This window comes from Gordonia sp. Swx-4 (assembly GCF_030316175.1).
In the GTDB taxonomy this organism is placed as follows: domain Bacteria; phylum Actinomycetota; class Actinomycetes; order Mycobacteriales; family Mycobacteriaceae; genus Gordonia; species Gordonia alkanivorans.
Genome location: NZ_CP128197.1, coordinates 3,794,898 through 3,819,374, shown reverse-complemented (window position 1 = coordinate 3,819,374; position 24,477 = coordinate 3,794,898). Strand labels below are relative to the sequence as shown.

General features: G+C 66.5%; 26 protein-coding genes. 15 read left to right on the top strand and 11 right to left on the bottom strand.

Annotated elements, in window-relative coordinates:
- The first annotated feature begins 853 nt into the window (after positions 1 to 853).
- From PWF70_RS17525 to PWF70_RS17505, 5 genes are read left to right on the top strand one after another with little or no spacing between them, the layout of a single operon-like run.
- A complete protein-coding gene (locus PWF70_RS17525) occupies positions 854 to 2,011 on the top strand; it encodes an ABC transporter substrate-binding protein (RefSeq protein WP_279957994.1) in 1,158 nt (385 codons plus the stop codon).
- Positions 1,992 to 3,056, top strand: a complete 1,065-nt coding sequence (locus tag PWF70_RS17520) for a FecCD family ABC transporter permease (RefSeq protein ID WP_005198472.1) — start codon at positions 1,992 to 1,994, stop codon at positions 3,054 to 3,056. Before PWF70_RS17525 ends, PWF70_RS17520 begins: the two co-directional genes overlap by 20 nt.
- Entirely contained in the window at positions 3,049 to 3,852 is an 804-nt protein-coding gene (locus tag PWF70_RS17515) for an ABC transporter ATP-binding protein (protein WP_286352683.1), read from the top strand. Before PWF70_RS17520 ends, PWF70_RS17515 begins: the two co-directional genes overlap by 8 nt.
- Complete coding sequence (locus tag PWF70_RS17510) at positions 3,849 to 4,484, top strand: hypothetical protein (protein WP_042375664.1); 636 nt, start codon at positions 3,849 to 3,851, stop codon at positions 4,482 to 4,484. The genes PWF70_RS17515 and PWF70_RS17510 overlap by 4 nt, the downstream gene beginning before the upstream one ends.
- Positions 4,481 to 5,176 (top strand): hypothetical protein, encoded by a 696-nt coding sequence (locus tag PWF70_RS17505; RefSeq protein ID WP_035751027.1) that lies wholly within the window; start codon positions 4,481 to 4,483, stop codon positions 5,174 to 5,176. The genes PWF70_RS17510 and PWF70_RS17505 overlap by 4 nt, the downstream gene beginning before the upstream one ends.
- 132 nt (positions 5,177 to 5,308) lie before the next feature.
- On the opposite strand, the gene PWF70_RS17500 is transcribed toward PWF70_RS17505, so the two are convergent.
- Positions 5,309 to 6,367, bottom strand: coding sequence for an N-acetylmuramoyl-L-alanine amidase (locus PWF70_RS17500; RefSeq protein WP_035751340.1), 1,059 nt, complete (start codon positions 6,365 to 6,367; stop codon positions 5,309 to 5,311).
- 154 nt (positions 6,368 to 6,521) lie between these two features.
- Between PWF70_RS17500 and PWF70_RS17495 the strand changes: the two genes are divergently transcribed.
- A complete protein-coding gene (locus tag PWF70_RS17495; RefSeq protein WP_035751341.1) occupies positions 6,522 to 6,935 on the top strand; it encodes an NUDIX hydrolase in 414 nt (137 codons plus the stop codon).
- A gap of 64 nt (positions 6,936 to 6,999) precedes the next feature.
- Here PWF70_RS17495 and PWF70_RS17490 read toward each other — a convergent pair whose 3' ends face one another.
- Positions 7,000 to 7,614 (bottom strand): TetR/AcrR family transcriptional regulator, encoded by a 615-nt coding sequence (locus PWF70_RS17490; RefSeq protein WP_035751030.1) that lies wholly within the window; start codon positions 7,612 to 7,614, stop codon positions 7,000 to 7,002.
- A gap of 153 nt (positions 7,615 to 7,767) precedes the next feature.
- Between PWF70_RS17490 and PWF70_RS17485 the strand changes: the two genes are divergently transcribed.
- Positions 7,768 to 9,648, top strand: a complete 1,881-nt coding sequence (locus PWF70_RS17485; protein WP_279956960.1) for a multicopper oxidase family protein — start codon at positions 7,768 to 7,770, stop codon at positions 9,646 to 9,648.
- A gap of 70 nt (positions 9,649 to 9,718) precedes the next feature.
- Here the strand turns inward: PWF70_RS17485 and PWF70_RS17480 are convergent, their stop codons facing one another.
- The 5 genes from PWF70_RS17480 to PWF70_RS17460 all read right to left on the bottom strand — a co-directional run bounded on the left by PWF70_RS17480 (position 9,719) and on the right by PWF70_RS17460 (position 13,625).
- Positions 9,719 to 9,955 carry a hypothetical protein gene (locus PWF70_RS17480; protein WP_035751034.1) on the bottom strand — a complete coding sequence of 79 codons (237 nt, stop codon included), beginning with the start codon at positions 9,953 to 9,955 and terminating at the stop codon, positions 9,719 to 9,721.
- A gap of 48 nt (positions 9,956 to 10,003) precedes the next feature.
- Entirely contained in the window at positions 10,004 to 11,203 is a 1,200-nt protein-coding gene (locus tag PWF70_RS17475; protein WP_286352682.1) for an NAD(P)/FAD-dependent oxidoreductase, read from the bottom strand.
- A 51-nt stretch (positions 11,204 to 11,254) separates the two neighbouring features.
- Positions 11,255 to 11,995, bottom strand: a complete 741-nt coding sequence (locus PWF70_RS17470; RefSeq protein ID WP_035751039.1) for a pyrimidine reductase family protein — start codon at positions 11,993 to 11,995, stop codon at positions 11,255 to 11,257.
- Entirely contained in the window at positions 11,992 to 12,465 is a 474-nt protein-coding gene (locus PWF70_RS17465) for a flavin reductase family protein (protein WP_050918639.1), read from the bottom strand. The genes PWF70_RS17470 and PWF70_RS17465 overlap by 4 nt, the downstream gene beginning before the upstream one ends.
- Positions 12,466 to 12,659: 194 nt before the next feature.
- Positions 12,660 to 13,625: a hypothetical protein gene (locus PWF70_RS17460; protein ID WP_035751043.1), complete on the bottom strand. Its 966-nt coding sequence runs from the start codon at positions 13,623 to 13,625 to the stop codon at positions 12,660 to 12,662.
- A gap of 414 nt (positions 13,626 to 14,039) precedes the next feature.
- Between PWF70_RS17460 and aqpZ the strand changes: the two genes are divergently transcribed.
- From aqpZ to PWF70_RS17440, 4 genes are all read left to right on the top strand, one after another.
- On the top strand, positions 14,040 to 14,840 hold the full coding sequence (gene aqpZ / locus PWF70_RS17455; RefSeq protein ID WP_035751045.1) for an aquaporin Z: 801 nt from the start codon (positions 14,040 to 14,042) through the stop codon (positions 14,838 to 14,840).
- A 41-nt stretch (positions 14,841 to 14,881) separates the two neighbouring features.
- Entirely contained in the window at positions 14,882 to 16,537 is a 1,656-nt protein-coding gene (gene abc-f, locus PWF70_RS17450) for a ribosomal protection-like ABC-F family protein (RefSeq protein WP_035751047.1), read from the top strand.
- Between the two features lie 172 nt (positions 16,538 to 16,709).
- Complete coding sequence (locus PWF70_RS17445) at positions 16,710 to 17,084, top strand: ArsR/SmtB family transcription factor (RefSeq protein ID WP_006357373.1); 375 nt, start codon at positions 16,710 to 16,712, stop codon at positions 17,082 to 17,084.
- Positions 17,085 to 17,087: 3 nt separating this feature from the next.
- Positions 17,088 to 17,573 (top strand): SRPBCC family protein, encoded by a 486-nt coding sequence (locus PWF70_RS17440; protein ID WP_035751049.1) that lies wholly within the window; start codon positions 17,088 to 17,090, stop codon positions 17,571 to 17,573.
- Between the two features lie 4 nt (positions 17,574 to 17,577).
- On the opposite strand, the gene ygiD is transcribed toward PWF70_RS17440, so the two are convergent.
- Positions 17,578 to 18,417 (bottom strand): 4,5-DOPA-extradiol-dioxygenase, encoded by an 840-nt coding sequence (gene ygiD / locus PWF70_RS17435; protein ID WP_462433822.1) that lies wholly within the window; start codon positions 18,415 to 18,417, stop codon positions 17,578 to 17,580.
- 124 nt (positions 18,418 to 18,541) lie between these two features.
- Positions 18,542 to 18,898 carry a hypothetical protein gene (locus tag PWF70_RS17430; protein WP_006357376.1) on the bottom strand — a complete coding sequence of 119 codons (357 nt, stop codon included), beginning with the start codon at positions 18,896 to 18,898 and terminating at the stop codon, positions 18,542 to 18,544.
- Positions 18,899 to 18,980: 82 nt separating this feature from the next.
- On the opposite strand from PWF70_RS17430, the gene PWF70_RS17425 reads away from it, so the two are divergent.
- The 4 genes from PWF70_RS17425 (at position 18,981) to PWF70_RS17410 (ending at position 22,732) form a co-directional block, all read left to right on the top strand.
- Positions 18,981 to 19,484 (top strand): winged helix-turn-helix transcriptional regulator, encoded by a 504-nt coding sequence (locus PWF70_RS17425; protein WP_035751052.1) that lies wholly within the window; start codon positions 18,981 to 18,983, stop codon positions 19,482 to 19,484.
- A gap of 71 nt (positions 19,485 to 19,555) precedes the next feature.
- Positions 19,556 to 20,791: a serine hydrolase domain-containing protein gene (locus tag PWF70_RS17420; protein WP_035751344.1), complete on the top strand. Its 1,236-nt coding sequence runs from the start codon at positions 19,556 to 19,558 to the stop codon at positions 20,789 to 20,791.
- 33 nt (positions 20,792 to 20,824) lie between these two features.
- Positions 20,825 to 21,409, top strand: coding sequence for a DUF1707 SHOCT-like domain-containing protein (locus PWF70_RS17415; protein WP_035751054.1), 585 nt, complete (start codon positions 20,825 to 20,827; stop codon positions 21,407 to 21,409).
- Positions 21,410 to 21,490: 81 nt separating this feature from the next.
- Positions 21,491 to 22,732 (top strand): cation:proton antiporter, encoded by a 1,242-nt coding sequence (locus PWF70_RS17410; protein WP_006357380.1) that lies wholly within the window; start codon positions 21,491 to 21,493, stop codon positions 22,730 to 22,732.
- On the opposite strand, the gene PWF70_RS17405 is transcribed toward PWF70_RS17410, so the two are convergent.
- Complete coding sequence (locus PWF70_RS17405; protein ID WP_035751056.1) at positions 22,686 to 23,732, bottom strand: PHP domain-containing protein; 1,047 nt, start codon at positions 23,730 to 23,732, stop codon at positions 22,686 to 22,688. The genes PWF70_RS17410 and PWF70_RS17405 overlap by 47 nt on opposite strands.
- Before the next feature lie 90 nt (positions 23,733 to 23,822).
- A complete protein-coding gene (locus tag PWF70_RS17400; RefSeq protein ID WP_006357382.1) occupies positions 23,823 to 24,167 on the bottom strand; it encodes a histone-like nucleoid-structuring protein Lsr2 in 345 nt (114 codons plus the stop codon).
- Positions 24,168 to 24,477: the final 310 nt, after the last annotated feature.

Sequence of the window (24,477 nt, the reverse complement as noted above, 5' to 3'; positions counted from 1 at the left end):
GGCCGGGGCCGGACGATCGCGCCACCGCATCGGACGATGGCGTAGCAGGTAGAGGCCGCCTATACCGCATGTTACCGCGGTCACTTCTGCGACGGAAGCGCTGGATCAGCACGCCCGCCTCGTACCCCGACGGGTCACCGTTCACGGCCGTGGCAGTCGCGCATAGCAACGCCCCGGGACAGTAGCCAGTTACGGACAGTGCCGGCAGAGAAGCCGAGGCGGGGACCGACCCGTTCCAGCGACTCGCCTCCCTCATACAGGCGGACCATCTCATCCACTTCCGCATACGAGGGAGAGCTTCGCCGAAGCTTGATACCTCGCGACCGAAGAAGCGCGGCCAAACGCTCACGGCTCACACCTACGTCCGAGGCAATCTCTCGCAGTGTCGCTCCCGCCTCGTAGCGGTTTTCCGCCGCGGCCAAGTCGTACTCGCTGACCCTTGTCGCCTGACGCACGCAGGCCGCACGACGGGGCTTGAAACTGCTATCTCGAAGTCTGATCGCATAGTGCACCGCGGCCACGTGCGACACCGGCGGGGCGAGTTTCGAAAACGCTCCCGCTAGGTCCACTCCTCAAAGGGTGGGTCAGACTTTCTAGTCTGACCCACCCTTCGTCGTATCCGGACGTCGTCGACCCCGTCACGCGACGAGTCGCCGACCCCGGGACGCCTCGCTCGCACCGTCTCTGGGGGGACCCGCGAATTCCGTGCCTGGGAACAACGGCACATATTTGGGTAGTAGCGTAAGCCTAACCTTGGTAAGTATAAGCTTGCCTAATTCCTGAGTTGTCCGTTCCGATGACGTCGAGCGCTGAGCAGCGCATCACGTCGCCGCCTGCTTGTCGTGGAGTCCAGATGGCTGCCCGCCCCCGTCCGTCCACCCCTGCCGCGAACCTGTCGCGCCGCGACCTCATGCGCTCGATGGGGGTTGCCGCGCTTGCCCTGGGCGCCCTGGGTGTCACCGCGTGCTCGAGCCGCGAAGCCGTCTCCGAGGCCGCCGGCACCGGCGCCGCGGGCGGTCCGATCACCGTTGTCGACCAGTACCAGAACACGGTCACCTTCGACACCCCGGTCGGCCGTATCGCGTCGACGATCATCCCGGTTCCGTCGATGATCATCGGTTCGGACCAGTCCACCGCCCGCAACGTCGGCGTCAACGAGGTCGCGATCTCGATGGCCTCCAAGGGCATGCTGGGCACGATGTTCCCGGCGTTCCTCGACACCCCGGTGGTCGCCGGCAACGACTTCGTGCCGAACGTCGAGCACATCCTGAGCCTCAACCCCGACGTCGTGATCCAGTGGGGCGACAAAGGCGACGACATCGTCGCGCCGCTGCGTAACGCCGGACTGAAGGTGCTGCTGCTCAAGTACGGCACCCAGGAGGATCTCGAGGCGTGGATCTCGATCTTCGGCGATCTGCTCGGCAAGAAATCGGAGGCCGACGCGGTCCTCGCGACGATGGCCGCCGACCGCAAAACCGTCGAGAAGGCGGCCGCAGCCCATGCCTCGGCGGCTCCGCGCGTCATGTACATGTACAACGCGCCTGACCTCAAGGTCGGCGCCGACAACAGCTACATGGACTTCTGGATCAAGCTGGCCGGCGGCAAGAACGTTGCCTCGGGTGCGGGTAAGGGTTCGAGCTTCGGTGTCACCCGTGAGCAGATCCTGGGTTGGGATCCCGAGATCGTGATCCTCGGCAACTTCGAACCGACGACACCCGCCGACATCTACGCTGATCCCCGCTGGTCGTCGTTGTCGGCGGTGAAGAACAAGCGGGTCTACAAGGCCCCGCTCGGCGGTTTCTCCTGGGACCCGCCGTGCTACGAGTCCAACCTGATGTGGATGTGGACCAACTCGGTCTTCTTCCCGGACGTCGACCACCAACTGCGCGGGCGCATCCGCGAGACCTACCGGACGCTGTACGCATACGACGTGACCGACGCCGACATCGATCGAATCCTGCACATGCCGGTCAACGCGGGCAGCGCGGACTATGACGACTTCCGCGCCTGAGCTCGTCGTCGAGCCCGAGAAGACACGTGCGTCGACGCGCATCGTGGTGCCGCTGGTCCTGACCATCGGCATCGTTGCGGTGGGCCTGATCTCGCTGTCGGTGGGTCGCTACACCGTTCCGGTCAACGAGGTCGCCCGCATCCTCGTCAACGAGGTGATCGCGTTGCCCCGCACCTGGACCGAGGCGGAGACCAACGTGGTTCTGGGCGTGCGACTTCCGCGCGTCCTGCTCGCCATGCTCGTCGGTGGTGGGCTGGCCCTGGGCGGCGCGGCACTACAGGCGGCGTTCCGCAATCCTCTGGTGAGCCCGCAGATCCTCGGGGTGTCCTCCGGGGCGTCGTTCGGCGGTGTCCTCGCGCTCATCTTCGGGCTCGGATCGGCTTTCCTCGTCGGTGGGGCGTTCCTGTTCGGTCTGGTTGCGCTCGGCATGGTGCTGCTGATCGGGCGCACCCGGGCGGGCGGGCCGATCCTCACCATCGTGCTCGGCGGTGTGGTCACGAGCGCCTTCTTCTCGGCGCTGGTCTCGTTCATCACCTACGTCGCCGACCCGTACACGACGCTGCCGTCGATCGTGTTCTGGCTCATGGGTTCTCTGGCCACGGCCGACATGGGGAAGGTGCTGATCGCCGCCATCCCCATCCTCATCGGCACAACGGTGCTGATCGGGCTGCGCTGGCGGATCAACATCCTCTCGCTCGGCGACGACGACGCGACCGCGCTCGGACTGAACCCGGGACGGCTGCGCGCGGTGTTGCTGACGATGGTGGCGTTCATGACCGCCGGTGCCGTGGCGGTATCGGGGGTGATCGGCTGGGTCGGCCTGGTCGTCCCGCACATGGCCCGGCTGTGGGTCGGACCCGACCACCGGATCTCGATGCCCACGACGTTCGTCCTCGGTGCCGCATACCTGACGATCATCGATACCTTGTCGCGCACCATCAGTGCCGGGGAGATCCCGCTCGGTATCCTCACCGCGATCATCGGTGCCCCGGTCTTCGTTCTGCTCCTGAGCAACTCGCGCAGACAGGCGTTCATCGATGGCTGACCACAGCGCCCTGGAATTACGGAACGCCGGCTTCCATTACCCGCGCTGCGACTGGGTGTTCCGGAACGCCAACCTGCGCATCGACGGAGGCATCACCTCCATCCTCGGCCCCAACGGGCAGGGCAAGACCACGCTGCTGCGCTGTATCGCCGGCTTGACGCGGTTGTCCGAGGGCACGGTCACCCACGACGCCGCGATCGGTTATGTCCCGCAAGCGAGTGCGTCGAACTTCGCCTACTCGGTGTTCGACATGGTCCTGATGGGGCGGGCCAAGAAGGTGTCGGCGTTCGCCACCCCCAGCCGTGCCGACGCCGCACGCACCCGCGAGATCCTCGAGCGGGTCGGGATCGCCGAACTGGCGACGCGCAGCTTCGCGGAACTGTCCGGCGGCCAGCGCCAGCTCGTGCTGATCGCACGAGCGCTGGTGTCCGACTGCAACTTCCTGATCCTCGACGAACCGGTCTCGGCCCTGGACCTACGGAACCAGGCCCGCGTGCTCGAGCTACTGCGGAATCTGGCGACCGAGGGGATGGGCATCCTGCTCACCACCCATCACCCCGATCACGTCCTACACCTCGGCGGGCGCGCCGTGGTGATGCGTTCGGTCGACGACATCCGCGTAGGGTCCGTTCCGGAACTCGTCACCGACGATGTGCTCAGCGAGCTGTACGGAATCGACGTGGTGAGTACGACCGTCGACGACCGCGGCGGCCCCCGCACCGTTCTCTACACCCGATATGACACGTTCGCGGATACAGCCCCGCGGCCGCCCTCCCTACAGAAAGTATTTCGATGAGTACCGAACCGACTGCGCCGCAGTCACTTCCAACTGTTCTGCACCTGACCATGGGATCGAACGCCGGCATGTCCGGCGGCACCGACGTCTCGGCTCAGGTCACGCCCGTCGACCTGTACTCGCTCGACGAATTGGATCTGACCACCGTCCGCGGGCTGCTGATCAACGGCAACTGCGACCAGATCTTCCTCGAACGACGTCGCGACCTGCTCACCGAGTTCGTCACCGCCGGTGGCCGGGTCGCGATCATGGGGCATCCCCTGACCCGTTTCCTGCCCGGCCTCGGCAAGTGGCGCAAGCTGCAGTACTTCGGCCCCAAGGACCTCGCGATCGTCTCCGGCGACGCACATCCCGTGTGGGAGGGAGTTGATCCGGTCGACGTCAGTTTCCGACGCGGGGTGTCCGGCTTCTACGCCCGTGGCTACAGTGACAAGCTGCCGGAGGGGGCGGTGGTGGCAAACCACATCGGCCGCAACGCACTTCCGGTCGACTACGCGTACCCGCTCGGCGCCGGCCAGGTGCTCGTCCACGGTGGCCTCGATGTCGGTGTCTACCAGGAGGACCCGAACACCTCCGCACGAATCTTTCCTCAGCTGCTCACGTGGCTCGCTCAGCAGGAGGCCCAGGTATGACCACGACCACCGATGCCGTCGCCGAACCCTTCACCCGCACCGACCGTGCGCCGCGCTCGCGCCGGCGCCTGGCGTTCGTCCACGGCGGCTCGCACTTCCATCTGCAGACCCTGAAGGACCCGGCGGTGATCGCGCATCAGCCCGAGTTCGTCTACCTCGGTGATCTCGCCGACGGGGATCTCGACGCGTTCGACACCGTCGTGCTCGCCGACCGGCTTCATCCCGAACTCGTTCGCAAGCACACCGCGCAGCTCCTCGCGGTACCTCAGCGTGGCGGAACGCTCGTCGTGCTCGGTGAGAACGCCGCCCACACCTGGCTTCCGGGCGTCTCGTGGAGTCCTCGTCCGACCAACTTCTGGAGGTGGCTGGAGGGCTCGGACCCGTTGATCCGTACGCGTAACCCCGAGCACGAGGCGTGGGAGTACCTGTCCACCAAGTCCGTGATCTGGCATCACCACGGGTTGCTGCACACCGAGGCCGACGTCGTACCGCTCGTGGTCGCGGAGGAGCCCGACGAGACCGGTGCACGCGCCGACGCGGGCGCGATCCTCTACGAGGACACCGTCAGCACGCCGGGCCGGATCATTGCCACCACCCTGGACCCCACATACCACCACGGCAACAACTTCATGCCCGGTTCGACGCGGTTCCTGTACTCGCTTTTGAGGTGGCTGGACAACACCGGCAGCTGATCGTCGGGGAGTGTCTCGGTCGCCAGCACCGGCCATGACTCGTTCCGGTACTCACAAGGACACCGCGGCAACCGCGACGAGGACGAATGCCGCGACGATGATCGCCACCCTGAGGTATGGACGGTCTGGTGATCACACGGCGTCGCTGCGCCGACCCATCTCTTTGACCACCCCGGACGGGTCCCACTGCAGGCGCCCCTTCTGGAAGTCCTGTGCGAGTCCGCCGGTGCCGTTGTCGTACTCGTCGGATATCGGCCAGCCCAGGGGTCCGGTCTCGTGGCCTTCCGCCGCCCAGCGTCTGCCGATGACACCGCGCACCGGGAAACCGTCGTGCCCGTAACGGCGGTACAGGGTTCCGCCTTCGAATGCCTGGATGTCGCCGACGCCGGGCACGACGGTGTGGCGCAGCGTCGGGTAGCCGAGGAATCCGGTCTCGTAGCCGTACTGCGCGTAGGTCTCCATCAGGTGTGCCGGAACGGCCGTAGCCTCGCCGTTCCGCACATCGGGATGCCAGTAGATGGAACCGTTGGCGAACCGGGCGAACCGTCCGATGCCGTCCGCGGTCGGGAGCTCCCCATGTGTGAGCCGGGCGCCGATCCAGGCACGGGCAACAATGGCTTCGGCGTCGATCTCGTTCTCCACGGGTACCGGTGGGCCGCCGGCGATGAGGCGGGCGACCTCGGCGCGGAACGACACCATGTCGAAGCTCGGGTCGATCTTGCCCTCCGACGACCACTCCTTGTGACCGACGCAATCCGACGCGGGTCGGCCGATCCGACGTAGGATCGCCGCACAGCCACGCCGGTAGGCATCCATCTGCGCCGCCGGCCAGACCTGACCCACGCCGTTGTTCACGCCCTCGATCCCGATGACATGCCAGTTCGCATTGTCGGTCGGCCACCCGGGATGGGAACCGGCGCCGGCATGCCATGCCACCCCGACGGCGATCACCCGGAACGTGCCGTCGCGCTCGAGGACGAGTTGCGCGAGAGGCCCCGGCAGGCCAGGCCTCCCGTTCTGCACGACCGGCCAGTCGTCAGGGCCGCCGCCTGCGGTGTGGTGGCACATCACGCCGCGCAGGTCGCGGAAGTCCCCGTGCCCGCGGCCGCGCCAGCCGGCGTGTTCGATCACCTTCAGGCCCTCGGCACGCAACACGTCGGCCAGCCAGATCGGGTCACCGGTCCATGCCACCGGGATCACCTCCTCGACGCGACTCTCCGAAAGTCCACCGTTTCAATGATTTTCGCTGTTGATTCGAGCCTACGCCGACGTGTGGATCGGTCTGGGGACTCGGACGCGACCGCTGGTAGAGCCCCCGGTCGGGCGCGGGCTCTACAGTGGCTGGGTGGTCGAGTCAGCTGTCATCCGGGTGAGTGCGGTGGTCCTTCGGGATTCCACCGGCGCAGTGCTGACCGTGCGTAAGCGCGGCACCATCCGATTCATGTTCCCCGGGGGCAAGCCCGAACCCGGCGAGAGTGCGCTGCAGACCGCGATCCGGGAGTGCCGGGAGGAACTACAGCTCGAACTCGATCCTTCTCAACTCCAGCCGCGCGGCGACTACCGGGCCGCGGCCGCCAACGAGGACGGATTCGACGTCGAAGCAGCGGTCTTCGTCTGCTCGACGGTGCTCGACCGGGAGGTAGAGGGCCTGAATCCCGCGGCCGAGATCGCTGAACTGCGCTGGCAACCGCTCGACGGATCGGTGTTGCCCTCGGATCTCGCGCCGCTGACCGAATGTGTACTTCCTGAACTGATGTGAGGATGCATTCGCGAACTAGCTTGTGATCTAAGGCAGCAGTTCTACTGCAGGGTGAGTCGCGGCGTCAGGGGCTGTCCGACGCAGGCGGTTCCGGATCGGTAGAAGGTTGGGCCAGGGTCAAGGACAACAACCCGGGTATCGCGCGCTGTATGTCGTCCCGGGAGATGGTCGGTAGCCCTTCGTGTCCGTGGATGTAGCCGATCCCGGCGTACACCAGGACGCCGGACAACAGGCGGGCCTGACCCGGGTCCATTCCGAACTGACGCACGATGGCCTCGACCGCCTGGAAGATCTCCGCGTCGATGTTGCGCACCGTGTCGGCGATGTTGGCGTTGCTGCGCGCCCGGCTACGGATGGCGCGTTCCACCGTCAGATGATCCTTGCCGATCAGCATCGTCGACAAAGCGATCAGGCGGCCGTCGGACGGCATCTCGGAGAGCTCGTCCACGTCGGTGACGCGTCGGCGGTTCTCCTCCTGCCAGCGCACGGCCATCGCTTCCCACAGGGCGTCGAGGTCTCTGAAGTGCCAGTAGAAGCTGCCCTTGGTGACTTCCAATGTCGTGCACAGGCGGGCGATCGTGACCCCGTGTTCACCTCCGTCTTTGGCGGTGAGCAGTGCGAATGCGGCGTCTACCCAGTCGGTGGCGTGCAGGCGTGAGCTTCGACGGGACTCGGGCATCTGTTGGGCGGTCCTCTCCGGTTGGCGCGGACGATGCTCGTGAACGAGTACACCACGACGACCCGGCATTCGAGGGTTGCACGGAGCTGTGCCCGGAGAACCATACCGGTGGTATGGTTCATCAGTTTCGAGTCGTCCGGGGTAGGGGATCGCGTGGGGCAGAGGATCAATCGTCGGCAATTTCTGTGGGGGACAACCGCCGCCACCGCGGCGGCTGCGATGGCGGGCCGTTTCGGCACCCTGCCGGCAGCCGGGGATCCGCTGCCGGCCGCGAAGCTCCCGCCCATCAAGCGGCCGACCATCTTCCATTCACCGGAGATGGCTCCGTACGTCGACGACCTTCCCGTGCCGGGCACGATCACCTCGTCGCCGTCGCAGCCAATCGAGATCGTCGCCCGCACCACCAGCAGCCGGTTCCATCGCGACCAGCCGAAGGTGCCGACGATGGCGTATAACGACGAGTCGTACCTGGGACCCACCATCGAGGCGCATGTCGGCGAGCAGACCACCGTGCACTATCGCAGCGAGCTCGGCAAGCATATTCTCGCGGCGGATCTGGACACGTCGCTACATGGCGTCTCCGAGCGGTACCGCGACGAGCCGGTCACCTCGATGCATCTCCACGGCGGGGTCACCCCACCGCAATTCGACGGCAACCCTGAACGGCTGATGCTGCCGCATCACGGCACGGCGCTGTTCGAGTTCCCCAATCGGCAAGAGGCCGGCCACCTCTGGTATCACGATCATGCGATGGCGATCACGCGCGCCAACGTCTACGCCGGGCTCGCCGGGATGTACTTCCTGCGCGACGACCACGACACGGGTACGCCCCAGAACCCGCTCGGTCTTCCGGCCGGTGAGTACGAGATCCCACTCATCCTGCAGGAGAAGATCTTCCGCGCCGACGGCCATCAGTCACTGCGCTCGACGCCGGTGGTCCCCCAGGGGATGTGGGAGGGCGGCGCCGTCGGCGACCGCGGCCTGGTCAACGGCAAGGTGTGGCCGAAAATGACGGTGGCCCGCGGGTTGTACCGTTTCCGGCTGATCAACGCGGCGTCGTTCTCGGTGTGGAATCTCTTCTTCTCCAACCGCATGCGCTTCTGGGTCATCGGCAACGAAGGCGGCCTGCTCAACGCGCCGGTCCCCACCCGTTCGTTCCAGGCGGCGCCCGGCGAGCGCTTCGATCTACTCGTCGATTTCAGCTCATTGGCTCCCGGCGAGACCGTGGATCTGTGCAATGATCTGGCACCGCCGTTCCAGGCTGCGATGCTCGGGGAGGTGGCCATGACACGGTTCTGCTGTTTCATCGCCGGCGCAGCACGCGGCGACCGCCGGGGCGTCCCGACGACGCTTCGGGGCGGTCGGGGACGTCCCGCACGAATCCCGCCGATCGCCACTCCGCAGCGCGTCCGGAAGGTCAGCGTCTCCCAGCCCTATGAACTGCGTGTTCCACCGGCCATCATGTCGTTGAACAACCTGCGCTACTCCGACCCCCAGATAGAGAAGCCGCGGGCGGGCACCACCGAACGCTGGGACATCATCAACATCACCCCGGACCCGCATCCGGTCCACCTGCACCTGGTCATGTTCCGCATCCTCGGACGACGGCCCCTGCGCACCGTCGAGTACCAGGCGGCGAACCCGCAGCCGCCGATCGGTACCCGCTGGGCGCCGGATCCGAGCCGCTTCTACGCCGGACCGATGCGGGGGCCGGCCGCCTGGGAAGCGGGTTGGAAGGACACCGTGCACGCCACCGGCGGGCACGTGACCTCGATCGTCGTGCGCTTTCCGACGGCCGACGAACTGGGGTTCGACCCCGACGCGATCTTCTCGTCCGATCCGACGAAGTCTTGGACGCGCGCGTCATTCGGCGAGGCGGCGGCCCGGCCGGCACCGGCGTCGCCCCACAATCACGCCGGTGCCAGACCCGTGCACGGCATGGTCACCAAGGATCTCCAGGGGTACGTCTGGCACTGTCACATCCTCGACCACGAGGATCACGACATGATGCTGCGATACCGGGTGGTGCCCTGATCGGAGACGGCCTCGCGCGGAGGCGCCGTCGAGTGTTCCGCGGAACGCTCGACGGCCGCTCCCGGTGGCTTCATCCCCGGCGCTTGCGGCCCCACAGCAGGTAGATCGCCGGCGCGATCCCGGCGGTCGAACCGAACGACAGGCCGATCATCCAGGCACGCTTGGGGCCGTTGATCTCCTCGGGGCGGCGTCCGGCCAGGTCCCGCAGGGCCCACACGCGGGTTCCGGCGTCGATCGCGGCGACGGCCACAATGGCGACCTTTGTGGTGGGGGACAGCTCTTTCCAGCTCTTCTTCGACTTGCTCATGGACGAGAATCCTAGCGGTGGCCGTCGGTGGGCCCGCCGAAGCTCGCGTCAGACACGGCCTCGCAGAATCAGATTCCAGTACAGGCGGGGAAGCACGTAACGGTCGAACGCCCAGGCGCTGCGACGGGGCTTCAGGGGATCGACGAAGGACGGCAGCGCTGAGGCCAGGTTTCCGTCCCGGTCGAATTCTGCCGCGATGAGGCGATGCGATGCGGTCGTGATCGGGGCGACGGTGTACCCGTCGTAATCGCGCATGGTCCCGCCGTCACGTGCGGCGAGAACGTTGTCGGTGAGGATCTCGACCTGCCGACGGAGTCCGCCTCCGGACGGATCGGTGGCGATTCCGGCACCGTCGCCGATCGCCCAGACCTCAGGATGGGTGCGATGACGGAGAGTGTGCGGATCAATGTCGACGAGGCCGCGCTCGTGGTCCCCGGCGAGTCCCGACTCCTCGATCATCGACGGGCCGCGGAAGGGCGGCACCACATGCAGCATGTCGAACTCCAGCTCCTCGGTGTGGTGAGCCGACGTCGCAGTGACCCGCCGGCCGTCGGGATGTATCTGCACCCCGGTATCCAGGAGGACACGGATTCCGAGCTCGCCGAGACGGGCGAACAGGCGGGCGTCGAGGTTGTCGACGCCGAGCAGAGCCGGGCGATCCACGACCAGGGTGATGTCGAGGGTCGGGAGGATTCCGGTACGTTCCCAGTGCGCGGCGGCGAGGAACAGCGGCTTCAGGGTGGTGCCGGTGCAGCTGACCGGGGATCGCGGAACCGTGAACACCGCTCGACCACCGCGCGGCATCGAGGACACCAGCTCCCAGGTCTTCTCCGCCCGGTCCAGGTAGTTGCTGGTCACCGACGGGTCGTCGATCGCCTCACCGATGCCGGGCATCGCATCCGAGTCGGGCACGAGACCGACCCCCAGGACCAGATCCCGGTACCCCGCGACGATTCCCGACGCACAACGGACCGTCCGTCGGACGGCATCGACCGACGTCACCGAATCCCGCAGCCAGGTCGCAGATTCCGGGGTCACCGAACGCTGGGTGCGCTCGGCGTCGCGAAGTGTCGCCTGTCCGCCACCGACATAGGACAGCAACGGCCGGTAGGTGTGTACGGCCTGCGGCTCGATGATCGCGACGTCAGAGACGCCGCGCCGGATCAGGCGTGCTGCGGCACTGATGCCGGCGTTGCCGCCGCCTACGACGACGACGTCGAACCGGCGGGTCTCGCTGGATGTGGTCATGGCCGCGGGTACCCGGTGGAACCGCCGAGAAACTGCACGGGTCCGCCGAAGTCACCGCACGTAGCGCAGGAAGACGTCGTCGCCGTGCGGGACGGCGTGCTTGAGCCGGAATCGACGAGGGGTGTCGAGCGGGCTGCGCACCGCGGCGGCGGGGTCGGTCACCGGGTTGCCTTCGGCGGTCACCTGGGGTGCCAGCGTCACGCAGAACTCGTCGACCAGGTCGGCTTCGGACAGCTTGTCGAGCAGGCTCGGGCCACCTTCGCAATTGATGCGCCGCAAGCCTCGGGCGCGTAGTCCGGCGATCGCGGCGGTCAGATCGATGCCGTCGTCACCGAGCGCGATGATCTCCGCTCGACCCCGCACCGCGGAGGTGTCGGCCTGTGCCGAGGTGATGACGATCGGACGATGTTCGGGCGGAACGTCGAGCGACCGCTCGGGCAGTGTGCAGGTCAGCGTGACGATCGCCAGGCGCGGGATGTCCGACGCCCCTGGCCACCGGTTGCGCGACCGCAACTCGGTCAGTTCGTCGGACAGCGTAGGGGGACCGTACTTCTCGACGCGTGCGGTGGCGGCTCCGACGAGCACGACATCCGACAACGCGCGGAGAGCGTGGAAGAGAGCGCGGTCGGCCGGCGAGGACAGCGGGCCGACACGGCCGCGGAAACTGACCGAGCCGTCGATGCTCATCACCATGTTGGTGCGGAGTCCCTCGGGGAAGTCGGCGTAGAGACGTTCGGCGAAGGCCGGCGCGTCGAAGCCGGTGCCGTTCAGGATGTCGGTCTGGTCGCTCATGCGTCGTGTCCCGGCTCGATGTGGCGGGTGTCGGCGAAGCTGACCCACGAATCCCGCTCGGGATCGTCGACGAGAATCGCGCCGTCGACCGGCTCGACGATGTGCGCCGTGTGGTCGCCGACATCGATGCGGTCGAGAATGCGTGCGGCGAACCACATCTCCGAGTCCTCGAGAATCGGCAACCCGTGCGGTCCCGCCGACCATCGGCAGCGCGCGAACTTGTCGATCTCGTCGCCGGTCTGTCCCCCGAACAGTTCCGCGAGTTCCCGGTGATCGCTCGGTATCAGGTGCACCGCGAGATACTCGGCGGCTGTCGCGACACCGTGCGTGTGATTGGCCTGGGAGATCCCGATCAGGAAGCGTCGTGGGTCGATGCTCGTCTGGGTGGCGAACCCCACGAGACATCCCGAGCGTCGACCTTCGGCGACGGTCGTGATCACGAACACCGGGTAGTCGATGACTTCGACCATCTTGTCGAAAGCGTCCGTGCCGACCACATCCACCTCTTCCTCTCGCGGTACGCAATGCCGTGAGTTGGTACCCGGTCGGTAGAGGTCTCAACCCTGCGGAATTCGGACGGCACAGCACAACCGCCACCTCCGCGGTCGAACCGCCGGGCTGCACCTGGCGTTCCCGCACGGAGATGGCGGCTCTGAGCGTCGAGCTACGCGGCGTCGGCGATCTGCTGACGCTGCGCGGTGTACATCTCGGCGAGGTTGCTGGTCACCTCGGAGCTGACCGACGGTGCGCTGTCACTGAAGGTGTTGTGGGACACCGAGAACGAGACGCCGCGCTCCTCGCCGACGACCAGCGTGCCCACCATGTGGACCTCGATGTCGGAGATGGAGAACTGACCGGTCATCCGGACGGCCTTGTAGTCGCCGCTGATGGGCAGGGTCTGCTCGTCGAGTTTCATTGCCACGGGGATGGTCTCGCCGTCCTCTTCGAGGTTCAGCGTGAAGGTCTCGCAGGCGGAGAGGATGTCGTCGAAGTCGTCGTAGCCACCATCGGCAGGCTTGGTCACGTCGGCGCTGTACTGGTCGAGGCCGAAGAACACCTCGCCGCCGTCGACGGTCTCGGAGAGTTCGCGCTGCGCGAAGTCGGCGCTGGTGTCCGGGGTGTTCACCAGTTGCGCGCACTTCTCGTTGTCGACGGTGGTGCCGTCGTCGTCGGACTGCTCGGTCTCCAGCGTGAATTCGCCGGTGATGTCCGGGAATTCGGACTCCGGCAGCAGCATGGCGACAGCCGACGCGGTCGGCACCTTCGGCTCGTCGGAGCTGTTGTCACCGCCACCCAGCGTGAACGCCAGGACGACGGCCACGACGACGATGAGCACGAGCAGGAGTCCGCCACCGCCGATGAACCACCACTTCTTGCCACCGCCGGACGACGGGGGCGGAGGCGGTTGCTGACCGTAGGGTTGCTGCCCATAGGGCTGCTGACCGTACGGTTGTTGCTGCCCATAGGGCTGTTGCCCGAACTGGCCGTAGGGTTGCTGCTGCGCATAGGGCTGCTGGCCATACGGCTGCTGGCCGGGGGGTTGCTGGCCATACGGCTGCTGGCCGGGCCCGGGTTGTCCACCCTGCGGGCCGAGCCGGGTGGGCTCGTTCGGATCGTAGGGACTGCCCACGATTGGCTCCTTCTCTCAGCGGAACACGACCCACGGCTCGCGGCGGTCGTCGACTCGGGGAGAGTACCGCGCACACTGACGCCCTCGGCGGTGTCCGAGAAAAACGAATCGTGAGTGATGCCTGGATTGTCGCTGCAGGTCAATGCTGGTTCCGGGCTGCGGCGTGACCGTGTCGATCCGGACCGTTGCCACCGCGCGAGGCCTGCCGTGTTTCATGCAGTCGAATGAGGATGTCGACCCGCGGCCGCGGGCGGTCCTCGAACTGAGGGACGCGGAAGGTCAATTCTTGGCATGAGATCGGTGAACCCGCAGACACCGCAGGGGCGACTGCGTTCCACTCGGTAGGCGGTGGTTGGGACCGGCTCGGCGCTGCCGTGCCTGTAGTCGACGAGCCGGGCGAAGGAGACAGGTCTCATGACAGCAAGTACTCCACGCCGGTTGCTCGCCGAGTTGTTCGGCACCTTCTGGTTGGTCTTCGGCGGTTGCGGCAGCGCGATCTTCGCTGCCAAGTACGTCGCGAGCGCCGGCGATGACAGAGACACCCTCATCCAGCTGGGCATCGGGTTGCTCGGCGTCGCGCTGGCGTTCGGATTGACGGTCGTCACGATGGCCTACGCCGTCGGGCATGTGTCGGGCGCGCACTTCAACCCGGCAATCACGCTCGGTGCGGTGGTCGGCGGCCGCCTACCGGTCAAGGATCTCCCGGGCTACTGGGTCGCGCAGGTCGCCGGCGGCCTGCTCGCCGGCACCCTGTTGTACGTCATCGCCAGCGGGAAGCCCGGATTCGAGGCGACCGGAAACATGGCGGCCAACGGTTACGGCGACCACTCGCCGAACAACTACACCCTGCTCGCCGTCCTGATCGCCGAGGTGGTCCTCACCGCGTTCTTCCTGCTCGTCGTACTCGGCGCCACCGACGACCGGGCTCCAGCGGGATTCGGCCCGCTGGCCATCGGTCTGACGCTGACGCTGATCCACCTCGTCTCGATCCCGATCAGCAACACCTCGGTGAACCCGGCACGTTCGACGGCGGTCGCGTTCTTCAACGGGAACGGTGCCCCCGGCCAGCTGTGGTTGTTCTGGCTTGCCCCGTTGCTGGGCGGCCTCATCGGCGGCATCCTGTATCCGCTAATGTTCCGGAACGGAACGTTCGCGCTGGGCAGGGCGCCCGACGAGCCGGCCCCCGCTCCGAGTCCGGGGGAGCCCCGGGGCTGACCGGGCACGGCCGAGGTCATCGGTGGTGCGACCATTGACCGATGACCGCAACTCTCGTAGCCAAGGACGTCGCGGGCGGATACGCCCACCGCGTCCTGTTCGATCACCTCGACCTCACCGTCGCTCCCGGCGATGTGGTCGGGGTGGTCGGAGCGAACGGGGCGGGCAAGACGACGCTGCTGCGCGTCCTGGCCGGCGACCTCGCGCCGCTGGCGGGATCGGTGTCGCGGGCACCGTCGGACGCCTTCGTCGGCTGGCTTCCGCAGGAACACGAGCGGATTCCGGGTGAGACCGTCCGCGAGTACGTCGGGCGTCGCACCGGATGCACGGCCGCCACGCAGGCGATGGACGCTGCCGCCGCGGCACTCGCCGACGACTCGGCCCCGGACGATGCCGCCGACGTCTATGCCGCGGCGCTCGACCACTGGCTCACCACCGGTGCCGCCGACCTCGACGAACGACTGCCGGCGGTGCTCGCCGACCTCGGCCTCGCCACCGATCTCATCGACCCGGACACCACCCCCATGACCGCGCTGTCCGGCGGCCAGGCGGCCCGGGTGGGACTGGCGGCATTGTTGTGCTCCCGCTTCGACGTCGTGTTGCTCGACGAGCCGACCAACGACCTCGACCTCGACGGCATCGCTCGCCTGGAGGAGGTCGTCGCAGGCCTCCGCGGCGGCGTCGTGCTGGTCAGTCATGACCGAGAGTTCCTCGCGCGCACGGTGACCCGGGTCCTCGAACTCGACTCGGCCCAGCACACCAACACCGTGTACGGCGGCGGGTACGAGAGCTACCTCGAGGAACGCGAGGTGGCGCGACGACACAAGCGCGAGGAGTACGAGGAGTTCGCCGCGAAGAAGGCCGATCTGGTGGCGCGGGCGCGCACGCAACGTGAGTGGTCGAGCCAGGGGGTCCGCAACGCGATGCGCAAAGCGCCCGACAACGACAAGATCCGACGCCGTGCCGCGACCGAATCCAGTGAGAAACAGGCACAGAAGGTCCGGCAGATGGAGAGCCGGATCGCGCGCCTGGACGAGGTCGCCGAACCGCGCAAGGAATGGGTCCTCGAGTTCACCATCGGCTCGGCGCCGCGATCGAGCTCTGTCGTGTCGACGTTGAACAACGCCGTTGTGCGCCAAGGCGATTTCGTGATGGGGCCGGTCTCGATTCAGGTGAACGCCGGGGAGCGCATCGGGATCACCGGGCCCAACGGCGCCGGCAAGTCGACGCTGCTCCGGCTCCTCCTCGGCCACCTCGAACCCGATTCGGGCTCCGCGCAGCTCGGTGCCAACGTCGCGATCGGTGAGATCGACCAGGCGCGTGGGCAGTTCACCGGTATGACGCCGCTGGCCGACCGTTTCGCCGAACTCGTACCCGACCACACCATGGCCGACGTTCGGACGCTGCTGGCCAAGTTCGGCCTGCGCGCCGACCATGTCGACCGGGCGGTCGGCGAGCTGTCGCCGGGGGAGCGCACCCGGGCCGGGCTGGCGTTGCTGCAGGCTCGAGGCGTCAACGTGCTGGTGCTCGACGAGCCGACCAACCATCTCGATCTCCCGGCGATCGAGCAACTCGAGTCGGCGCTCGACTCCTACGACGGCGCACTGCTGCTGGTCACCCACGACCGGCGGATGCTGTCGAACGTCCGCGTCGACCGGCATTGGCACGTCGAGCGTGGTCGCGTCACCGAGCAGTGACGCGTTGGGCCTGGTCCTCGCCGAGGGTGGCGTAGACCGGTCGACCTCAACTCGGGGCACAGACTTCGGATGAAGTCTGTATGTCGGGCTGAAGTCTGGCGGTGCCGCGGTGACGCATGACGAGTACTGGCGTAGGGGTTGACATACAACCGTCTGGTTGTATGTTGGAGGTGTGGCCGGAACCACTGGCACATCGCCAGACGAGGAGGACAGGGCCGACGCCCTGTTCCACGCGCTGTCCGATCGCACCCGTCGCGACATCCTGCGACGCGTGCTCGCCGGTGAACACTCGGTCTCGGTACTCGCCGCGAAATACGACATGAGCTTCGCGGCAGTGCAGAAGCATGTCGCCGTGCTGGAGAAGGCGGGCTTGCTGACGAAGCGTCGTCAGGGGCGCGAGCAACTGGCCAGTGGCGATGTCGCCGCGGTGCGTTCGGTGGCCTCCATGCTCTCCGAACTCGAACAGGTGTGGCGCGGCCGTATCGCGCGCATCGACGACCTGCTCTCGCTCGAAACACCAACAACTGCAACACCATCGGAGGAATGACCAATGCCTGTCATCGATGTGACCCCGGACCTCGACGCCCGCACGATCACCATCAACGCCGAGTTCGCCGCCCCCGTCGAACGCGTCTGGCAGATCTACGCCGATCCGCGTCAACTCGAGAAGATCTGGGGCCCACCGACCTATCCCGCGACCTTCGTCGACCATGAGTTCAAGCCGGGCGGCAAGGTCACCTACTACATGACCAGTCCCGAAGGTGAGAAGTTCGGCGGTTACTGGAAGGTCGAATCAGTCGACGAGCCACACGGTTTCACCTTCCTCGACGGTTTCGCCGACGCGGACCTCAACCCGCTCACCGACATGCCCGAGTCGCGTAACTCGTACGCGTTCGTGGAGAAGGACGGCAAGACCGTCGCCACCTACATCAGCACCTACGACTCCGCCGAAGCGCTCCAAGAGGTGCTCGACATGGGCGTCGTCGAAGGAGCTACCAGCGCGATCAACCAGATCGACGAGTTCCTGAACTCCTGACGCGTCAGATGTTCGAGTCCAGGGACGGGAACCCGTCGGGCAGTTCGGCGGCCGGCGTGTCGCCGAACGTTCCCGTCTTCACGTCCAGGCCGTGCGTGTAGGCGGCCATCGAGATCGAACCGGCCGCGTGGCCGTCGACGAGCAGATCGAGCGGCGATTCCTGTGCGAGACCGGCGATGTAGAGAAGCGGCAGGTAGTGATCCGGTGTCGGCACCGAGTTGTCGAAGTCGGGATGGCCGTCGAGGCTCAAGACGTCAGAGGGGTTGTCCTGCAGTACTTCACGGGCGGCGTCGTCGAACCGATGGGCCCAGTCGTAACCGGTGTCGGCCCTGGCGAAATCGATCGCGTGCAGATTGTGGACGATGTTGCCGCTGCCGATGATGAGCACGCCCTGCTCGCGAAGCGGCGCGAGTTTGCGGCCCAGCTCGTAGTGATGCTCGAAGTCCTTGAAGGCGTTGAGCGACAACTGCAGAACCGGGATCGAGGCGTCGGGGAACGTGTGGACGAGCACCGACCAGGTGCCGTGATCGATGCCCCAGCTGTCCAGATCGTGGCCGCACCACGTGGGTTTGACGACGTCGGAAACCATCTCGGCGACCTCGGGGTCGCCGGGAGCGGGGTACTCGACGTCGAAGAGGTCCTGCGGAAACCCGTAGAAATCGTGGATGGTGCGCGGGCGGGGCATCGCCGTGACCGCCGTCGCATTGGTGTACCAGTGCGCCGAGATCACCAGGATCGCCCGCGGCTTCGGAACCGCCTGCCCCAGCGCTCGCCACGCCTCGGTGTACCGGTTGCGCTCCAACGCGTTCATCGGATTGCCGTGTCCGATGAACGCGGCCGGCATCGTCGGTGGGGCAGTGGTCATGGTCGCCGCCTCGGGTCGCGCTGGTCGGGTCACCGGCGACGCTACGCCACGCGTTCCCGCGTGGGCTGTGATCCGGCCACGGCGCAGGCTCCGCCGGGGTGGATCAGGTGCCCGTGGGTTCGATGACCAGGCGGCGGAGTCGTCCCTGCTCGTCGAGGCCGAACCGGTAGTCGAGATCGACCACGCCGCCGGGGAAGTCGCCCTCGAGCCGAGTGGTCACCACGGCTCCGTCGGTCGGCGAGCTCGATGCGCCCACCACGGTCGTGGTGTAGGTGTACTCACTCGCCTCGCGATCGAGCCAGTCGCGGATCGACGCGATGCCGACGTGGTCGCGGCCATCATCGGTGACCGCGGCGTCCTCGGTGAACAATGCGGTGGCTGCGGTTCGGTCGTTGCAGGTCGTCAGCCGCATGAAGGCGCGGACCGCGTCCGGACAGTCCGCAATCGAGGTGTTCGTCACGAGGATCTCCCAGGGGTTGGTGCTACGACAGAAGTAACAAGTCACTGCTAAATTAGCACCAACTGGTGACGAGAGGAACCCGATGGCCACCAAGATCAGGCTCGAGGATCGAGAATGTCCGTTGTCGACGACGTTGGGGATCGTCGGGGAATGGTGGACGGTGCTGATCCTGCACGACTGCTTCGACGGCTACTCGAGGTTCGACGAGTTCCGGGCGAACATCGGACTGTCGTCGAGCATGCTGACCAGCAGACTGAAAACCCTTGTCGAGGGCGGCATCCTGGAACGGCGCCGATATCAGGAGAATCCTGTTCGACACGAGTACGTGCTCACCGAACTCGGCCGCTCGTTGCGTCCGGTGCTCGTCGTGATGGCGGCCTGGCGCAATGCGCAGTTGGCGCCCGACGAACGGTCGATGATCCTCGTCGACGAACAGACGCGCCGTGAGGTCGAACCGGTGGTCGTCGACGCCGACACCGGTGAGCGTGTCGACGGGGCCGGGTTCGTCTACACGGCCGGGCCCGCGGCGGGCCCGGAGACGAGGGAGCGTTACGGAGATTCCGACGGTCGAGCCGCCCGCACCTAGCTTTCGTCGGATATGTGCCATACCCGTCGAATCCGGGTATGCGGTGGCTGTCGGTCACAGATGCTGACCGTATGGCGAAGCGCTGGTCGGGGATCGTGGCAATACTGATGGTCGCCGCCCTCGCGGCCTGCGGAACATCCGGTTCGTCCTCGGATTCGCCGAGCTCGGCCACCTCCTCGGACCCCGGGAAGGCTGCCGAGATCGAGCAGATCGTCGAAGGCGTGATGACGTCGAAGCATCTCAAGGCAGTGATCGTTCGCGTGACGCAGGACAACGACGAGGTGATCACCAAGGCGTTCGGCGAATCCCAGACCGGTATCCCGGCCACCCCCGACATGCACTTCCGCAACGGCTCCGTCGCCATCGCGTACGTCGCCGCGGTTCTCCTGCAGCTCGTCGACGAGGGGGTGGTGGCCCTCGATGACACCATCGGCAGGTGGGTCCCGGAGATTCCGCACGCCGACGAGGTGACGCTCGGCCAGTTGGCGACCATGACCTCCGGATACCAGGACTACGTTCTCGGCAACGACGCGTTCGAGACGGAAGAACTCAACAATCCGTTCAAGGCGTGGACGACCGGCGAGATGCTCTCGTACGCAATGGAAAAGCCGCTGCTGTACAAGCCCGGCACCAACTGGAACTACGCCCACACCAACTACGTGGTCCTCGGTCTGGCGCTGCAGAAGATCACCGGTAAGCCCGTCGAAGATCTGCTCCGCGAACGGATCTCGGAGCCACTGGGTCTGAGTAACACCGTGTCGAACCTGACCGCGGCGATCCCCGATCCGGCCCTGCACGCGTACTCCTCCGAGCGACGCGGAATCCTGAAACTGCCTCCGGAAGCGCCGTTCTACGAGGAGACCACCGGCTGGAATCCGTCGTGGAGCATCACCCACGGGGCCATCCAGACGTCGAACATCTACGACGTCGAGGCCACCGGACGCAAGCTCTTCGCCGGTGAGACGCTCTCGAAGGAGTCCTACGAGACGATGACGTCGACGAGGCTCCGCGGGATCGCCCGGCCGTTGCCCGGATGCGCGACGTGCGTGGCGATGAACGAGCGCTACACCTACGGGATGGGTGTGGTCCTGACCGGGGACTGGCTCGTCCAGAACCCGCTGTTCAACGGCTACGCCGCCGTGGTCGGCTACCTTCCCGACCAGAAGGTCTCGATCGCCGTCGCGGTGACCTATGAAGCGGCGGCCTTCGGACCCGACGGTTCCTACGAGAACGGTGGCAACCCGATCTTCTCGCGGATCGGGGCGCTGATGGCACCTGATCACGCGCCGCTGATCCCTCGTGACTAGAGCCGCCGTGGCCCGGTGCCTAGGGTGGGGTACATGGTCGACCGCCTATCCGATGATGATCTACGGGTCGGGAACCCCGAGCGTGAGCGCGCGATCGCGCTGCTGAACGATGCCTTCGCAGCGGGATATCTGGAGATCGTCGAGTTCGAGGACCGCTCCGGACTGGTGTACACGGCGAAGACCCGCCGCGAACTCCGCACGGTGCTCGAGGATCTCCCCAGCGCCGCCAAGCTGTTCCCCGGACCACCCGCTGCCGCACCGACCGGCCCCGCCGCCGAACCGCTCCACCTCGACGCGGACTGGAGCGAGGTCCGACGCAAGGGCGTGTGGGAGGTGCCGTCCTCGATCCTCGCGACAGCGTCAGTGGGTACCGTCGACCTGGACTTCACCGCGGCGCGGTTCACCGGACCGTCGACCTCGGTGCAACTGCAGGTCTCGGCGTCGACGGTGAAACTGAAGCTCGGGCCCGAACACGAGGTCCGTCACCGCGACCTCCACCTGTCCGGTTGGTCGAAGGTCAAGGACAAGGCCGGAGCCCCGACGCGGCCCGGGGGAGCGGTCATCGAGTTGATCGGATCGGCGTCCGGCATGACCTCGGTCATCATCCGCCGTACCTGACCGGTTCGCCACGGCCTCCGTGTGGTCGGGGAACGCGACGCTCTCGCGTGACGAGAGTGGCGCCGTGCCAGGATGTTCTGCATGATTCTCGCCGAGTCCGCGTCCACCGACACCTCGGTGATCGTGTCGCTGTTCTGGATCGTCCTCATCGCCGCGGTGTGCCCGCTGCTGTCGAGGCTGTCCCGCGGGTACGTTCCCGATGCCGTGTTGCTGCTGGTCTTCGGCATCGTCATCGGACCGCACGCGCTCGACTGGGCCGATCGCACGGGCATCGACATGCTCAGCCAGCTCGGTCTGGGCATGCTGTTCCTTCTCGCCGGCTATGAACTCGACCCGAAGCTGTTGAGCGGCAGAACCGGTCGCGTCGCGCAGCTGTCCTGGGCGGTGAGTCTGCTCATCGCCTGGGGATCGGTGGCACTGGTCGCCACGACCCTTGCGCTGGGGCTGGGCGAGGCCGGCTTCACCGCCCACATCGCGATCGCGATCACCCTCACCTCGACCGCGCTCGGCACCCTGCTGCCGATACTCAAGCAGGCGGGCCTCGACAACACCCGGCTCGGGCGTGCGGTGATGGCGCACGGCGCGGTCGGCGAGCTCGGACCGGTGCTCGCGATGTCGCTGTTGCTGACCAGCCGGAGCTTCGGAGGAGCGGTGATCGTGCTGGTGCTCTTCGTGTTGGCCGCGTTGCTGATCGCGGCTGCCCCACAACGCATCCTTGCGCGCGTCCCCGGGATCGGACGGGCCATCGGTGAGATGGCCGGTGGAACCGTGCAGCTGCCGGTGCGCGTCGTGGTCCTGCTGCTCGTGTCCCTCATGACGGTGGCCGCGGTCTTCGACCTCGACGTCGTGCTCGGTGCGTTCGCCGCGGGACTGATCCTCCGCCGACTCATCGGACCCGAGCATCCGCATGTCGGCAAATCCTTGGAGGTCATCGGGTTCGGGGTCCTCATCCCGATCTTCTTCGTCACCTCGGGTATGAACATCGACGTGTCCGCGGTCGCGTCGAAGCCCGGCACCTGGGTGGTCCTGGTGCTGGCCATCGCGATCGCCCGCGGCGTCCCGGTCTGGTTCAGCGCTCGTTACCTCGACGACGAGCACTTCCTGAACAACCCGCGCGAGCGCGGTCAGCTGGCTCTGTTCGCCGCGACCGGACTGCCGATCATCGTGGCGGTCACCGAGGTCGCGGTGTCCTCGGAGCTCATCTCCGCAGCCCTCGCCTCCACCCTGGTGGCTGCCGGCGCGACGACGGTACTGCTGTTTCCCCTCGCTGCCCGGCTCATCGGGAAGTCCACTCCAGCAAGCGATCCGACGACCACGTCGTGACGATCCGGTCCGGGTCGATGCCGTGCTCGACGGCGCGACGCGCACCCAGGACCTTGAACTCGAGCTGCCCGGGTGCGTGAGCATCGGAGTCGATCGCGAACAGACAGCCGGCCTCGAGAGCGATCTCGATCAGTTCGTCGGGCGGGTCCACGCGCTCGGGACGCGAATTGATCTCCACGATCGTGTCATTCGCCGCGCACGCCTCGAACACTGCACGGGCGTCGAAGGTCGACGGGGGCCGGTGGCCGCGCCCGCTGAGCACTCGGCGGCCGGTGCAGTGCCCGAGGACGTGGACGCGCGGGTCGGAGACCGCGGCGACCAGACGTGCCGTCATCGCGTCGTGGTCCATCCGCAGGTGAGAGTGCACGGAGGCGGTCACGATGTCGAGACGCTCGATCATCTCGTCCGATTGATCGAGTGCGCCGTCGTCGAGAATATCGATCTCGATGCCGCGAAAGAGACGAAAACCGTTCGCCTGCCTGCTGTTCCACTCATCGATCGCCTCGATCTGGGCAGCCAGCCGTTCGGCGCTCAACCCGTTGGCGACCGTCAGTCGAGGTGAGTGATCGGTGATGGCCAGCCACTCGTGACCCATGGCGTGTGCGGCAGAGGCCATCTCGTCGATGGGAGAGCCGCCGTCACTCCATTCGGTGTGCGCGTGGAGATCCCCGACGACGGCGGCGACCAGGTCGTCGGCACCTTCCGGCGGGTGGGTCGGATCGTCGTCCTGCAACCGGGCGAGATACTCCGGGACCCGGCCGTCGACGGCTTGTCCGATGACGGCCGCCGTCGTCTTGCCGATCCCTTTCACCGTGGTGAGGGTTCGGCCCGACGCACGGTCCCGCAGCTCGTCGGAGGAGAGTCGTGCCGCGGCCTGGGCGGCGCGCCGGAACGCCTCCACCCGATAAGTGCTTTCCCGCCGCTGTTCGAGGAGCCAGGAGATACGGGCCAACGCCTCCACCGGGTCGACCGGTGCGCCGAGTGGTTCGAGCGCCCTCACGTCTGCACCCCACAGACGACTACCGCCCGGCGCACGAGTGCAGCCGGGCGGTGGTTCGGGACGGGCGAGGAAGTCCTCACGCGTGACCGGTCAGTGTGCGGCCTCGAAGGCCTCGATGATGCTCTGCGGGATACGGCCGCGGTCGCTGAGCTCGTAGCCCTCGCGAATGGCCCATTCGCGAATGGCCTTGGTGGTCTCCTTGTTGCGCCCGCCGCCGGTGGCTGCGGTGGTGGCCGTCGTACGCTTGCCCACCCGGCCGGTCTGGCGCGAGATGTCGAGGTACTTCGAGAGCGAATCGCGGAATTGCTGAGCGTGCTTCGACGAAGTGTCGAACTCGTAATTCTTGCCGTCGAGTGACCACCGAACGGTTTCGTACTGATCCAAAACCTTGCCGTCGAGATCGTCGATGACCTGAACGATTTCCTTCTTCGCCATGAAACGCTTTCCCCTCGATTTGTGTCATGCGACCAACTCGGCCGTGGGGGTCTATTAAACCTTATCCACCCCGTTTTGATCTATTCTTCGGTGCACAGCTTAGACCCAAACTATGAGTAGTCGCTGAGAACCCCCGCCTAGACCATAAAGTATCGAAATGACTCAGGGAAGTCGGGACCCGAGAATTCTTAGGAAGTGGGCACTGTACTGCTGTCGGATGGCCGCAGTCGGGGTGTCTCGGGGCGAGTGGTGGCCCGTGATGTCCGAGTTGTGGACGTGATGGTCGTCGCACGTCGGGCTGATTCGTCCG

Bases quoted from the DNA above. Each gene is read 5' to 3' on its own strand.
- PWF70_RS17525 (WP_279957994.1), top strand. From the start codon at position 854: ATGGCTGCCCGCCCCCGTCCGTCCACCCCTGCCGCGAACCTGTCGCGC.
- PWF70_RS17520 (WP_005198472.1), top strand. From the start codon at position 1,992: ATGACGACTTCCGCGCCTGAGCTCGTCGTCGAGCCCGAGAAGACACGT.
- PWF70_RS17420 (WP_035751344.1), top strand. From the start codon at position 19,556: ATGGCGAAGCGCTGGTCGGGGATCGTGGCAATACTGATGGTCGCCGCC.
- aqpZ (WP_035751045.1), top strand. From the start codon at position 14,040: ATGACAGCAAGTACTCCACGCCGGTTGCTCGCCGAGTTGTTCGGCACC.
- PWF70_RS17440 (WP_035751049.1), top strand. From the start codon at position 17,088: ATGCCTGTCATCGATGTGACCCCGGACCTCGACGCCCGCACGATCACC.
- PWF70_RS17480 (WP_035751034.1), bottom strand. From the start codon at position 9,955: ATGAGCAAGTCGAAGAAGAGCTGGAAAGAGCTGTCCCCCACCACAAAG.
- PWF70_RS17415 (WP_035751054.1), top strand. From the start codon at position 20,825: ATGGTCGACCGCCTATCCGATGATGATCTACGGGTCGGGAACCCCGAG.
- PWF70_RS17465 (WP_050918639.1), bottom strand. From the start codon at position 12,465: ATGGTCGAAGTCATCGACTACCCGGTGTTCGTGATCACGACCGTCGCC.
- ygiD (WP_462433822.1), bottom strand. From the start codon at position 18,417: ATGCCGGCCGCGTTCATCGGACACGGCAATCCGATGAACGCGTTGGAG.
- PWF70_RS17400 (WP_006357382.1), bottom strand. From the start codon at position 24,167: ATGGCGAAGAAGGAAATCGTTCAGGTCATCGACGATCTCGACGGCAAG.
- PWF70_RS17510 (WP_042375664.1), top strand. From the start codon at position 3,849: ATGAGTACCGAACCGACTGCGCCGCAGTCACTTCCAACTGTTCTGCAC.
- PWF70_RS17425 (WP_035751052.1), top strand. From the start codon at position 18,981: ATGGCCACCAAGATCAGGCTCGAGGATCGAGAATGTCCGTTGTCGACG.
- PWF70_RS17505 (WP_035751027.1), top strand. From the start codon at position 4,481: ATGACCACGACCACCGATGCCGTCGCCGAACCCTTCACCCGCACCGAC.
- PWF70_RS17470 (WP_035751039.1), bottom strand. From the start codon at position 11,995: ATGAGCGACCAGACCGACATCCTGAACGGCACCGGCTTCGACGCGCCG.
- abc-f (WP_035751047.1), top strand. From the start codon at position 14,882: ATGACCGCAACTCTCGTAGCCAAGGACGTCGCGGGCGGATACGCCCAC.
- PWF70_RS17490 (WP_035751030.1), bottom strand. From the start codon at position 7,614: ATGCCCGAGTCCCGTCGAAGCTCACGCCTGCACGCCACCGACTGGGTA.
- PWF70_RS17515 (WP_286352683.1), top strand. From the start codon at position 3,049: ATGGCTGACCACAGCGCCCTGGAATTACGGAACGCCGGCTTCCATTAC.
- PWF70_RS17410 (WP_006357380.1), top strand. From the start codon at position 21,491: ATGATTCTCGCCGAGTCCGCGTCCACCGACACCTCGGTGATCGTGTCG.
- PWF70_RS17475 (WP_286352682.1), bottom strand. From the start codon at position 11,203: ATGACCACATCCAGCGAGACCCGCCGGTTCGACGTCGTCGTCGTAGGC.